The organism is Amycolatopsis sp. NPDC051071 (assembly GCF_040682875.1).
Lineage (GTDB): Bacteria > Actinomycetota > Actinomycetes > Mycobacteriales > Pseudonocardiaceae > Amycolatopsis.
Genome location: NZ_JBFBBY010000042.1, coordinates 46,364 through 57,344, shown reverse-complemented (window position 1 = coordinate 57,344; position 10,981 = coordinate 46,364). Strand labels below are relative to the sequence as shown.

At 68.0% G+C, this 10,981-nt stretch carries 11 protein-coding genes; 4 read left to right on the top strand and 7 right to left on the bottom strand.

All coding sequences use genetic code 11. The features are described from left to right. Window positions 1-392: 392 nt before the first annotated feature. The 6 genes from AB0M65_RS16520 to AB0M65_RS16495 all read right to left on the bottom strand — a co-directional run bounded on the left by AB0M65_RS16520 (window position 393) and on the right by AB0M65_RS16495 (window position 8,298). Window positions 393-944: an HPP family protein gene (locus AB0M65_RS16520; RefSeq protein ID WP_364027943.1), complete on the bottom strand. Its 552-nt coding sequence runs from the start codon at window positions 942-944 to the stop codon at window positions 393-395. After that, window positions 941-1,666, bottom strand: coding sequence for a respiratory nitrate reductase subunit gamma (gene narI / locus AB0M65_RS16515; RefSeq protein WP_364027940.1), 726 nt, complete (start codon window positions 1,664-1,666; stop codon window positions 941-943). The genes AB0M65_RS16520 and narI overlap by 4 nt, the downstream gene beginning before the upstream one ends. After that, window positions 1,663-2,274, bottom strand: a complete 612-nt coding sequence (gene narJ / locus AB0M65_RS16510; RefSeq protein WP_364027937.1) for a nitrate reductase molybdenum cofactor assembly chaperone — start codon at window positions 2,272-2,274, stop codon at window positions 1,663-1,665. Before narJ ends, narI begins: the two co-directional genes overlap by 4 nt. Continuing rightward, on the bottom strand, window positions 2,271-3,836 hold the full coding sequence (gene narH, locus AB0M65_RS16505; RefSeq protein WP_364027934.1) for a nitrate reductase subunit beta: 1,566 nt from the start codon (window positions 3,834-3,836) through the stop codon (window positions 2,271-2,273). The genes narJ and narH overlap by 4 nt, the downstream gene beginning before the upstream one ends. Continuing rightward, on the bottom strand, window positions 3,836-7,525 hold the full coding sequence (locus AB0M65_RS16500; RefSeq protein WP_364027931.1) for a nitrate reductase subunit alpha: 3,690 nt from the start codon (window positions 7,523-7,525) through the stop codon (window positions 3,836-3,838). The genes narH and AB0M65_RS16500 overlap by 1 nt, the downstream gene beginning before the upstream one ends. A gap of 245 nt (window positions 7,526-7,770) precedes the next feature. Next, window positions 7,771-8,298 (bottom strand): EF-hand domain-containing protein, encoded by a 528-nt coding sequence (locus AB0M65_RS16495; protein WP_364027928.1) that lies wholly within the window; start codon window positions 8,296-8,298, stop codon window positions 7,771-7,773. A gap of 197 nt (window positions 8,299-8,495) precedes the next feature. Between AB0M65_RS16495 and AB0M65_RS16490 the strand changes: the two genes are divergently transcribed. From AB0M65_RS16490 to AB0M65_RS16475, 4 genes are all read left to right on the top strand, one after another. After that, entirely contained in the window at window positions 8,496-8,906 is a 411-nt protein-coding gene (locus AB0M65_RS16490) for an ATP-binding protein (RefSeq protein ID WP_364027925.1), read from the top strand. Further along, window positions 8,903-9,109 carry a hypothetical protein gene (locus tag AB0M65_RS16485; RefSeq protein ID WP_364027922.1) on the top strand — a complete coding sequence of 69 codons (207 nt, stop codon included), beginning with the start codon at window positions 8,903-8,905 and terminating at the stop codon, window positions 9,107-9,109. Before AB0M65_RS16490 ends, AB0M65_RS16485 begins: the two co-directional genes overlap by 4 nt. Window positions 9,110-9,193: 84 nt before the next feature. Beyond that, the gene (locus AB0M65_RS16480) at window positions 9,194-9,589 is read left to right on the top strand and encodes an ATP-binding protein (RefSeq protein ID WP_364027919.1); all 396 of its coding nucleotides are present in this window, start codon (window positions 9,194-9,196) and stop codon (window positions 9,587-9,589) included. A gap of 472 nt (window positions 9,590-10,061) precedes the next feature. Further along, window positions 10,062-10,238, top strand: coding sequence for a CsbD family protein (locus AB0M65_RS16475; RefSeq protein WP_364027917.1), 177 nt, complete (start codon window positions 10,062-10,064; stop codon window positions 10,236-10,238). A 51-nt stretch (window positions 10,239-10,289) separates the two neighbouring features. Here the strand turns inward: AB0M65_RS16475 and AB0M65_RS16470 are convergent, their stop codons facing one another. After that, window positions 10,290-10,946 (bottom strand): response regulator transcription factor, encoded by a 657-nt coding sequence (locus tag AB0M65_RS16470; RefSeq protein ID WP_364027914.1) that lies wholly within the window; start codon window positions 10,944-10,946, stop codon window positions 10,290-10,292. Window positions 10,947-10,981 lie beyond the last annotated feature (35 nt).

Below are 10,981 nucleotides of genomic sequence, written 5' to 3'. Positions count from 1 at the left end.
CGCGGTGTCTTGAAGGCCCCCTTTGAGACGTTGATCGTCTCAAAGGGGGCCTTCAGGACATGCCCGCGACCAAGGGCGGCTGCCAGGTATGGGTCCGGGTGGTCGTGGGTGGCAAGACTCCGTGAAAATCACGTGAAGCTAAGCGAGGCGCTGTAGCTGCCGTATGTCACGACCTTGGTTCGCGCCGATACGGTCAATCGATGGTCAATCGGGCAATTCGGCACAACTGGTGTCCCTTATGGACAGTTAAGGGAAGGGTTCCTTCGCGGGGTCGCACTCACGCGATCTTCACGGAATCACTCATCTAGGGCGTGGCGCGGGCGGCGGTCGGCAACTGGGGTTCGAGGCGATCCTCGGCGGGACATCCGCGGTGGCGCGGTCTTCGTCTTTCTTCAGTCCTTTATGGACGATTCGAGACGGCGCCGCCGAGCCGATGGCGGCAGTGACGCCGGGCGCCACCAGGGATACGGCACCCCGAACAGCTTGTTGATCACGACGGCGAGCAGGGCGATGAGGAGGACACCCGCCATGACCGCGAGCACCTGCGGAGCGGTGTGCAGCAGGCCGAGTGAGATGATCAGGGTGGTGGCCCCGGCCGGCGGGTGAGGGATGTCGAGTGCCGCCATCGCCGCGCAGGTGAGGCCCAGCGCCAGTGCGGCCGCCCCGATCCTGGCCAAGGACGGACGGGTCAGGTCCGGGGCGGCGGTGAGCAGACCGGTGGCGGCCAGGCCGGCCAGTCCCGCGAGGACGCCGGCCAAGTGTCCGAGCACCGTGTTGCGCGGGCTCGAAGAGGGGGCCTGCGGCCCGGTGAACACCAGGAACGCCGTGGGCCCCAGCGACGGGAACAGCAGTGGCGCGCCGGTGACGATCGCGCAGAGACCGATGAGCACGATGCAGCCGAACGAGCTCAACGCGACGTAGGCGGTGCGGCGGAGCCTGCTCATTCCCAGCCACGGCGCGGGTTCCGGGTACCGACGGCGCCGGGAGCACGGCGCCGGTAGACCACGTACGGACGCAGCAGGTACCGCACCGGCGCGCTGAACGCGTGCACCAGCCGGGAAAACGGCCACAGCGCGAACAACAGCATGCCCAGGGCGGTATGCAGCCGGTAATCCAGTGGCGCCGACGCCATCAGATCCGGCTGGGGATCGAGGAGCAGGATGCCGCGGAACCAGGGGCCGACCGTCTCGCGGTAGTCGTATCCGCCCCGGACGCCGTTGTCGACCAGCGTGGTCGCCAGCCCGGCGAGCATCACCAGCACGAGCACCACGTACATGTACCGGTCGCTGACCGAGGTGGCGCGGCGCACCGCCGGGACCCGCGCCCGCCGCCACAGCAGGAGGCCGAGACCGCCGACGGCGATCAGCCCGGCGACGCTGCCCATCCCGAGCGAGATCACGTGGTACGCGTGCTCGTCGAGCCCGGCGAACTCGGTGACGCCCTTGGGGACGAAGAGCCCGAGCACGTGCCCGCCGATCACCATGAGCAGACCGATGTGGAACACCGGGCTGGCCACGCGCAGCAGCCGGGACTCGTGGAGCTGACTGGACCGGGTCGTCCAGCCGAACTTGTCGTGCCGATAACGCCAGATCGTGCCGAAGACCAGCAGGGCGATCGCCGCGTACGGCGCGGCGCCCCACAGCAGCAGGTCGGGTCCGGAACTCATCGGCCACCTCCGGTGGGGAACGGGTCGAGACCGACCAGTTCGGCGAGCGGGACGGCGGGTGGCGGGACGGGCACCGCCGGAAGCGTCGCCAGTACCGCCGCGACGGCGTCACGATACGGAGTGTCCATAGCGGACATGTTGCGGTGCAGCAGGTCCAGTGCCGGGTGGAAGCGGGAGAGTACCTCTTCGGCCACCGCGGGATCGGCGACGGCCGCGAACTCCAGTATCACCGGGAGGAAGTCCGGCAGTTCGTTCTCGGCCGGGGCGTACCCCTGTGAGCGGTAGAACCGGCGCACGGCGGCCAGCGTCTCCCCTCGCCGGCGGGTGTCGCCGTCGAGGAACCAGCTCAGATGCAGTGTCCGCCGGGGCTTGCGGTCGAAGACCTCGATGTAGTGGGAGGCCAGCGCGCCGGGTTCCCCCTGTTCGAGGAAGGCCACGGTGCGGCAGAGTTCCGCGTGACCGGGCCCGGAGGTCTCGTCGAGGCACGCGCGCAACAGGCCGAGTTTGCCGAGGACGGCTTCGTCGGGGTACTGCAGGCACCAGCCGGCGACCTGGCGCAGCGCCGCATGGTGCCGCGAAGCGACGGCGCGGGAACGGCTGAGTTTCACCGGTCCTGCCCTCGCAGGGTGGGGAACAACGCGTCCGGCCGGGCACCGTCGTCCCAGCTGACCAGGTCGACCGTGGACTCGCCGCCGCCCATCCCCGGCCCGCCGTCGACGTCGAGGCTGCAGCGGGTGGCGACGGCCTCCAGGTCGTGGGCCTGCCCGACGCCGGCGGTGGGGATGACGTAACGCTCGTCGTACTTGGCCAGCGCCAGCAGCCGGTGCATGGCGAAGATCTGCTCGCCGGTGAGACCGACCGAGGCGGGGATGTCCTCGTCGGTCTCCTGCCCGAGGTTCACCGCCCGCATGTAGGACCGCATGGCGGCCAGCCGGCGCAGGGACCGCCGGACGGGCTCGGTGTCCCCGGCGGTGAACAGTTCCGCCAGGTACTCGACCGGGATGCGCAAGGCGTCGATGGCACCGAACAGGTTGTCCCGGTGCTCGCCGTCGTGGCCGCTGCCGCTGACCGCGTCGACCACCGGCGACAGCGGCGGGATGTACCAGACCATCGGCATCGTGCGGTATTCCGGATGCAGCGGCAGCGCCAGCCGGAAGTCGTGGATCAGCTGGTACACCGGCGATCGCTGGGCGGCGGTGAGCCAGTCGTGCGGGATGCCCGCCGCTTCGGCGGCCCGGATCACCGCGGGGTCGCGCGGATCGAGCAGCAGGTCGAGCTGCGCGGGATACAGGTCGTGTTCGTCGGCGACGGACGCCGCTTCGGTGACCTTGTCGGCGTCGTAGAGCAGCACGCCGATGTAGCGCAGCCGCCCGACGCAGGTTTCCGCGCACACGGTGGGCTGGCCGGCCTCGATCCTCGGATAGCAGAACGTGCACTTCTCGGCCTTGCCGGTTTTGTGGTTGAAGTACACCTTCTTGTACGGGCAGCCGGTGACGCACATCCGCCAGCCGCGGCACTGGTCCTGGTCGACCAGCACGATCCCGTCCTCCTCGCGTTTGTACATCGCGCCGGACGGGCAACTGGCCACACAGGACGGATTGAGGCAGTGCTCGCAGATCCGCGGCAGGTAGAACATGAAGCTCTGCTCGAACTCGAACTTGATCTGGATCCCGAGTTCGTCGCGAAGCTTCTCCGCGATCGGGTCCTTGATCCCGTGTTCGGTGGATCCGCCGAGGTCGTCGTCCCAGTTCGGGCCCCAGGTGGGCTGAGTGGGCTCGCCGGTGATGGCCGACCGCGGCGCGGCGGTGGGCACGTCGTCGCCGAGCGGCGCCTCGATCAGGGTGGCGTAGTCGTAGGTCCACGGCTCGTAGTAGTCGGAGATCTCCGGCAGGTCCGGATTGGCGAACAGCTTCCCGAGTTTGCTCAGCCGACCGCCCGCGCGCAGCCGCAACCGGCCCTTCGCGGTCCGTTCCCAGCCGCCCTTCCAGCGTTCCTGGTCTTCGTAACGGCGGGGGTATCCTTGCCCCGGCCGGGTTTCCACGTTGTTGAACCACGCGTACTCGGTGCCTGCCCGGTTGGTCCATGCCTGTTTGCAGGTCACCGAGCAGGTATGGCAGCCGATGCACTTGTCCAGGTTCATCACCATCGCCAATTGCGCGAGAACCCGCATCAGTAACGCACCTCCTGGGAACGGCGGCGGATCACGGTGATCTCGTCGCGTTGGTTGCCGGTGGGGCCCAGGTAGTTGAAGCCGAAGCTGAGCTGGGCGTAGCCGCCGATGAGATGAGTGGGCTTGATCAGCAGCCGGGTCAGGGAGTTGTGCGTGCCACCGCGTTTGCCGGTGGCCTCGATGCGCGGCACGTTCACCGCTCGGTCCTGCGCGTGGTAAAGGAAAACGGTGCCCGTCGGCATGCGGTGGGAGACGATCGCCCTTGCCACCACGACGCCGTTGCGGTTGACCGCCTCGATCCAGTCGTTGTCGTGAGCGCCGATGGCCTCGGCGTCGGCCGGGCTCATCCAGATCCCCTGCCCGCCGCGTGACAGCGTGAGCATGTGCAGATTGTCCTGGTACGTCGAGTGGATCGACCATTTGCTGTGCGGGGTCAGATAGCGCACGGTCACCTCCGCCCCGTTCGACTCGCCGGAGAGCTGGTGCTGGCCCAGCGGCGGCCGGTAGACCGGCAGCGCCTCACCGAGTTCGTGCATCCAGTCGTGGTCGAGGAAGAAGTGCTGGCGGCCGGTGAGCGTATGCCATGGTTTGCCGTGTTCGACGTTGATCACGAACGCGGAGTACCGGCGTCCGCCGCTCTCGCTGCCGGACCACTCCGGACTGGTGATCACCGGCGCCGGCCGGGACCTGGTGTCAGCGAAGGAGATCCGTTTTCCTTCGTGCTCGGCCGAAAGGTGCGCCAATTCGGTGCCGACCCGCTTCTCGAGTTCGCGGAAGCCCTGGGTGGCCAGCCGTCCGTTGGTGGTGCCCGACAGGGCGAGGACGGCGTCCGCGGCCTTGATGTCGGTGTCGATCAGCGCCTGTCCTCGTCCGGCGCCGCTCAGTGCGACGCCGTTCTTCGCACGCAGCCAGTTCACCTCCTCGCCGACGTCGTAGGTGATGCCCTTGCTGGTGGCGCCCAGCTTCTCCAGCAGCGGCCCGAGCGTGGCCAGTTTCGCCGCCACCGCGGGATAGTCACGTTCCACGACGGTCAACCGCGGCATCGTGACACCCGGGATCGGCTCGACGTCACCGTCGCGCCAGTCCCGCACGACCCCGCCCGGTTGTGCCGTTTCCCCCGGCGTGTCGTGCGTCATCGGGGTGGCGACCAGATCCCGGCGCACTCCGAGATGTCGTTCCGCCAGCTCGCTGAATCGTTTCGCGATCGCGTGGAACGCGTCGAAATCGGTTCGGGTCTGCCACGGCGGGTCGACGGCGGCGTTGAACGAATGCACGAACGGATGCATATCCGTCGAGGACAGGTCATGCTTTTCGTACCAGGTCGCGGCGGGCAGTACGAGATCGGCGAACAACGTCGTGCTGGTCATCCGGTAATCGATTGCCAGCATAAGATCCAACTTGCCGACCGGCGCGGTGTCGTGCCATTTCACCGAACGCGGCCGGGCTTCCGGCGGGGCCTCCTCGCCGCGGAGGTTCGCGTCGGTGCCCAGCAGGTGACGCAGGAAGTATTCGTGCCCCTTGGCCGAAGAGCCGAGCAGGTTCGACCGCCACACCGTGAGCACCCGCGGCCAGTTCCTCGGCTCGTCCGGATCTTCGGCGGCGAAGCCCAGCGTGCCATCGCGCAACCGCGCGGTGACATGGCGAGCCGGGTCGGCGCCCGCTTCCTCGGCCTCGTCGACCAGGTCCAGCGGGTTGCGGTCGAAGGTGGGGAACGAGGGCATCCAGCCCAGCCGTGCGGACTGCGCGAGCGTGTCGGCGGCGCTGGTCCCGGCGAGCTTGCCGGATGCCAGCGGGGAGGTGAGCTCGTCGTTGCGCAGTGCGTCGTAACGCCATTGGCCGGTGTGCAGGTACCAATAGGCGGTCCCGATCATCTGGCGCGCCGGCCGCACCCAGTCCATCGCGCCGGCAAGGGTCTGGTGCCCGGTCAGTGGCCGCACCTTCTCCTGCCCGACGTAATGCGCCCAGCCGCCGCCGTTGCGACCCTGGCAACCGGTCATCGTCAGCAGCGCCAGGAAGGACCGGTAGATGGTGTCGGAGTGGAACCAGTGGTTGGTGCCGGCGCCCATCAGGATCATGCAGCGGCCGCGGGAGGCTTCGGCGGTCTCGGCGAACTCCCTGGCGATCCGGGTGACCCGCTCAGCCGGGACCGAGGTGATCTCCTGCTGCCAGGCCGGGGTGCACGGCTCCGCCGGATCGTCGTAGCCGGACGGCCAGACCCCCGGCAGATCTCCGCGCCGCACGCCGTACTGCGCCATCAGCAGGTCGAATACGGTGGTGACCAGCCGTCCGCCCACTTCCACGGCGGGGACACCACGGCGCAGCACGCCGTCGACGTCGAAACGCGGCAGCAGGACCTCGACGCCCTGATGAGCGGGATCCGCCAGCAGGCTCAACCGCGGCTCGACGTCGCCGAGGTCGAGGTTCCAGCGTCCCTGGTCGTGCTCGTTCCAGCGGAAGCCGACCGAACCGTTCGGCACGACCGGTTCCCCGGTGCGGTCGTCGACCAGCACGGTTTTCCACTGCGGCTCGGCTGTCCCGGACCCTCCGAGGTCGGCCGCGGTGAGGAACTTCGACGGGACGTACGCGCCGTCCCGCTCGGCCAGCGTGACCAGGAACGGAAGGTCGGTGAACCGGCGGACGTAGTCGGTGAAGAACGGGACCTGCCGCTCGGCGAAGAACTCGGTGAGGATGACGTGCCCCATGGCCATCGCCAGCGCGGCGTCGGTGCCGGGGTGCGGGGCCAGCCACTCGTCGGCGAACTTGGTGTTGTCGGCGTAGTCGGGGGAGACCACCACGACCTTCTGCCCGCGATACCGCGCTTCGGCCATCCAGTGCGCGTCCGGCGTCCTGGTCACCGGGACGTTCGAGCCCCACATCATCAGGTACGCGGCGTCCCACCAGTCCGCGGATTCCGGCACGTCGGTCTGGTCGCCGAACACCTGCGGCGAGGCCACCGGCAGGTCGGCGTACCAGTCGTAGAACGAGAGCATCGGGGCGCCGATCAGCGCCATGAACCGCGAGCCGATCGCGTGCGAGACCATGGACATCGCCGGAATCGGCGAAAAGCCGGCGACCCTGTCCGGGCCGTACCGGGAAATGGCGTGTACATGGGCGGCCGCCGCGATTTCCGCGGCTTCGTCCCAGGTCACTCGGACCAATCCACCTTTTCCGCGGGCGCGTTGATAGGACATCCGTTTCATCGGATCGTCCATCACCGACGCCCATGCCGTCACCGGGTCGTGGTGTTTTCTCAGCGCGTCTCGGTACATTTCGACGAGAACGCCCCGCGCATACGGAAAACGTACGCGCGTCGGCGAATAGGAATACCAGGAGAAGGAAGCGCCGCGCGGGCACCCGCGTGGCTCGTATTCCGGTTTGTCCGGTCCGACGGAGGGATAGTCCGGATCCTGACTCTCCCAGGTGATGATCCCGTCCGATACGTACACATTCCAGCGGCAGGAACCGGTGCAGTTCACGCCGTGCGTCGACGGGACCACCTTGTCATGGCTCCAGCGATCGCGGTAGAACGCGTCGCCTTCGCGGCCCCCGGTCAGGTGTACCGAATGCAGATCCGGCGAACTCTCCGCGCGCGTCAGGTAGCGGCCGATGCGCAGCAACGCGGATGTCGCCGCGCCTTCGGTGTGGTGGGCGTCCTGGCTTTTTCCGTTGGCTTTTCGCGGCGAGCGCACGCGCTCGACCTCCCGACTAAAGTCGTAAATGAGGCAGACAGCACAAACAAGACCTGCTCTGTCCGTCCGGGAACGCCGTAATGGTAGCGGTACCGGAAGTGTGCTGTCTTTCCGCGAAGGTGGTCATAAGTGTTGATCACTCGAAAAGAGCAATAAATAAAAGTATTGGTAATGGCTGGGTAATTGCCGCGGTGAGCCGATTATTCCTTTTCGGTCGATCGACAGGAAAGTGACGGGTTGCGAATTCAGGCGGCGAGCGGGCCGAAAACGAGGGTTCCCGGCGCTTCGGCGTCGTCACCAGCCCAGAACTCCAGCCACAGCACGGCGAACTCTTCCCGGGACAGCTTGCCGTCGCCATCGGAGTCCAGCGCCGGGAACGTGGTGTCGGTGTCGGTGGGACGGCCGTTCCAGGCCTCGATCAGCCGGCGGTACTCCGCCGCGGAGATCAGGCCGTCCCGGTTTTCGTCGATCGCTTCGAACATCGCGTCGGCCGTGGCGAGCACCGCCTCCGGCGTCTCCGGCAGCTTGTCGACCACCAGCAGGACCTCGTCGAGCGTGACCTTGTTGTCGCGGTCGAGGTCCGACGCCTCCAGCAACGTCGTCCACCAGCTCAGCAGGATGCCGGTCAGCTGTCGCTCGCCGCCCGGACCCCGCAGTCGCGCCCAGCGGTCGGCCAGCGCCTGAAAGTCTTGCTCCTCAAGGAAACCGTCACGGTCGAGGTCCATCGCCGCGAAGACACCCGAGATCTTGCGCCGCTGCAAGTCGCTTGACATGCGTCGACGATAGGTCCGGACGCGGTAGCGGTATATCGGCCATTCAGTCCACGGGAAATCCACGAAGGGGGGACGGGAGGTCACGACCGGGAGTCACCTGGCGGGTTGCCGCCGCGCCCGGCAAGATGAACAGGTGACGGAAACGGGGGCCGGAAACGACCCGGACTCACCCGGGGGGCCGTGATGGGCGGCGAAGCATGAAGCACGTCTCCGCCCAGGTGCCGCAGGAGTTCCGCGATCGGGTGCCCGCCGAAGCCGGGCGGCTCGTGGAACTCCGGAAGCAGCTCACGCGTTGGCTCGCCGGCCTCGGCGTGGATGGGGAGCGGCGGGAGGACATCGTCCTGGCGAGCAGCGAGGCGCTGGCCAACGCGGCCGAGCACGCCTACCGGGACGGCTCGGACGGCGTCATCGAAATCCACGCCACGTCCGGCCGGGACGGGATCAAGGTGGTCGTCACCGACTACGGGAACTGGAAGCAGGCGGATCCCGCCGACCCGATCCGCGGCCGCGGCCTGCTGCTGATCGACCGGCTCGCCGACCACGCCGACTGCCGGTACCGGGGCGACGGCACCACGGTGACCATGAGCTGGACGAGGGGACTCGTATGACGTCCGAGGTCGAACGCGCCGCGCACGCCTACTGCCCCGTATGCACCCCGGATCCCGGCCACGGCGACCGCGTCACCGCGCTGTGCGGGGCCACCCATTCCTTCTGGGGCCGCCGCGACCGGCCGGTGAACAACTGCCCGGCGTGCGAGGCCCTCGCCGCGAAGACCGTCTACCCGTGCGGACACACCGGCGGCGAACGATGACGGCCGGGCCGTTAGTGATCGCGGCGTTTGGGGTACTAGACCTCCACGAGTGCCCCGAGGGGCCGTAGTGACCTGGGAGGTCTCGTGTCCACCGAGCAGGCCATGCCCACCGGCTACCAGTCCACCGTGCTGACTTTGGCCGTGGGCAGCGACCTGACCGAATTGGCGCGGGTCCGGGCCTGGGCACGCGCGGAACTCCGCGACGTCGCCGAAGACGACCTCATGGACACGATCCTGGTGCTGGACGAGCTCGTGTCCAACGCCCTGCGGCACGCGAAGCCGCCGAGGCAGGTGCGGTTGCTGCGGCTGCCGGGACGGGTGCGCATCGAGGTCGACGACTCCGGCGAGAACCTCGCCACCCCGCGTCCGGCGTCGGACAACGGCGGCCGGGGGCTGCCGCTGATCGAGGCCTGCGCCGCGGCGTGGGGGCAGGACCGGCGTGAAGACGGTAAGACCGTCTGGGCGGAACTCGGTCACTGATCGCGTTCGGTATTTGCAGACCGTGACCAGGGGCGTGTCCGACGCGGTCGCCGTGGTAGGTGTATTGAGGCGTAAGGCAAAGGTGGCGTGACCGGGTCTCTGTCTTGAGGTCTGTTTCGCGTTACCTGCGGCGTTGCTCGCGTGGAGGACATGAAGGCCCCCTTCCTTGCGCCTAGGTACAGGAAGGGGGCCTTCCTGTACTGGGGGAGGGTGTGAAGGTCGAGTTTCTTCGGCTGAGCCGAGGGAAGGGGTCCTTCACGCGCCGCCGTGGATCCCTCAAAGAGTCCACCTGTACCCCTGTCACCACACCTGTCACTGTCCATAATGGACGCACGCGCCCCGGTGTCGCGTCGGAGCTTGGTCTCAGCGCCGGTTCAAACGTGTCAGGCCCCACGCTTCTGGAACCGTCGGGAAGGTTTCCGCCCTCCGCGGCCGGGTAACCCGAAAGCAGCGGACAACGAAGGGAGCCCCGATGAACGACAAAGCCGAGAACAAGGCCGACGAACTCAAGGGCAAGGCCAAGGAAGCGGTCGGGAACGCCACCGACAACGAGCAGTGGCAGGCCGAAGGCAAGGCCGAGCAGGGCAAGGCCAACCTGAAGCAGGCCGGTGAAAAGGTCAAGGACGCCGCGAAGGGCGTCAAGGACTGATCAGCAGTACAGGAAGGCCCCCTTGCGCAAGTAAGGGGGCCTTCCTGTACGTCAGCCGATTCGGTAGCCGGCTTTCGGCACGGTGGTGATCAACGGTGGCGTCAGCAGTTTCCGCCGCAGTCCGGTCAGGAGGACGTCGAGGACGTTGGACGCCGGGTCGGCCTGTTCGTCCCAGCCCGCCCGGATGAGGTCGTGCCGCGAAACCGGCTGCCCCGCGTTCTCCAGCAGGCAGCGCAGGACGGCGAACTCCGTGCGGGTAAGGCTCAGCAGGACGCCGCCGCGCCGGACCTCGTGGCGGCCGGTGTCCAGTTCGAGGTCTTCGGCCCGTAGTACCGGCGGTGGCGCGACCCGGCCCCGGCGGCACAGGCTACGCACGCGGGCCACCATTTCCGCGATGGCGAAAGGCTTCTCGAGGTAGTCGTCGCCCCCGCGTCGCAGGCCGGCGACTCGTTGGCCGGGATCGCCGAGCGCGGTGAGGAACAGCACTGGGGTCGCCCAGCCCGTGGTGCGTTTCCGCTCGACGTAGTCCAGCGAATCGCCGCCGGGCAGCATGCGGTCGAAGACCACGCAGTCGTATTCGTTGACGAACAGCGCCTCGTCGGCCGGGCCGAGATCTCCGACGGCGTCGACGGCGAACCCGGCGGAGCGCAGCGACGAGTGCACCGACGCCCGCAGGGCTTCGTCGTCCTCGATGACCAGGATCCGCACTCGCTCACGGTAGCGTCCTGTCACGGAGGGATGCC